The organism is Planomonospora algeriensis (assembly GCF_977012225.1).
This window is the reverse complement of the sequence record NZ_CDRNDK010001003.1, coordinates 1-720: the sequence shown is the minus strand read 5'-3', so window position 1 is coordinate 720 and position 720 is coordinate 1. Positions and strand designations below refer to the sequence as shown.

The 720-nt window shown below is 70.4% G+C and carries 1 protein-coding gene; it reads right to left on the bottom strand.

Annotation, left to right across the window (positions count from 1 at the left end; genetic code table 11):
• The coding region (locus ACWJ6R_RS37460) for a hypothetical protein (protein ID WP_449066726.1) at positions 1–720 on the bottom strand (720 nt) is incomplete at both ends.

The following is a 720-nucleotide window of genomic DNA, read 5'->3' as shown; positions in this document are numbered from 1 at the left end:
GCCGCCGGGCCGGTCCACGCCCTGCCGCTGATCCGCCAGGCCAACGCGGCGATCAGCACCAGCAAGGCTGCGACCTGCGGAAGCAGCGTGAAACGCAGAAGCAGCGTGTGAAGCTCCAGCCCCGTCCCCCAGCTCAACGCCGCCAGATCCGCGTACGTGAACCAGTAGTAGTCCAGGCCCTCCCGCCACACGTACGGGATCGTCGGCGGCATGTGATGCTTCAACTCCGCCGCCAACGCCAGATGGAACGGCACGTCGACATAGGGAGCCGCGTTCTCCGGCCAGCTCAGCCCATGGCTGATGAAATGCGTGGACCTGATCCACGCCATCACGTAGCACAGCAGCCCGGTCATCACCCACGCCCACCACAGCGGCACCCGCCGCGCCCCCGCCCCCCGCCAGTACCTCCGCAGCGCGGGCACGACCGCGAACACGGCGATCACCGCCACCGCCCACACCGGCGTCAGCGCCGGATGCCCGGCCGCACGCGCCGGAACGTAGACCAGGATCTGCAACGCCGTACCCACGGCGAAACCCGCCGCCAGATCCGCGACCAGCAGGCCCGCTCCGCGGTGCAGGAACCGCCACAGCAACGTCCCCGGCACCAGCACGGCCACGGTCACATACCCCGCGAAACGCAGCACCTGCCCGGCCGAGACACCGCTGCGCACCAGAACACAGCCGACGAACACGCACAGCACCACCGCCGGCGCCGCCCGC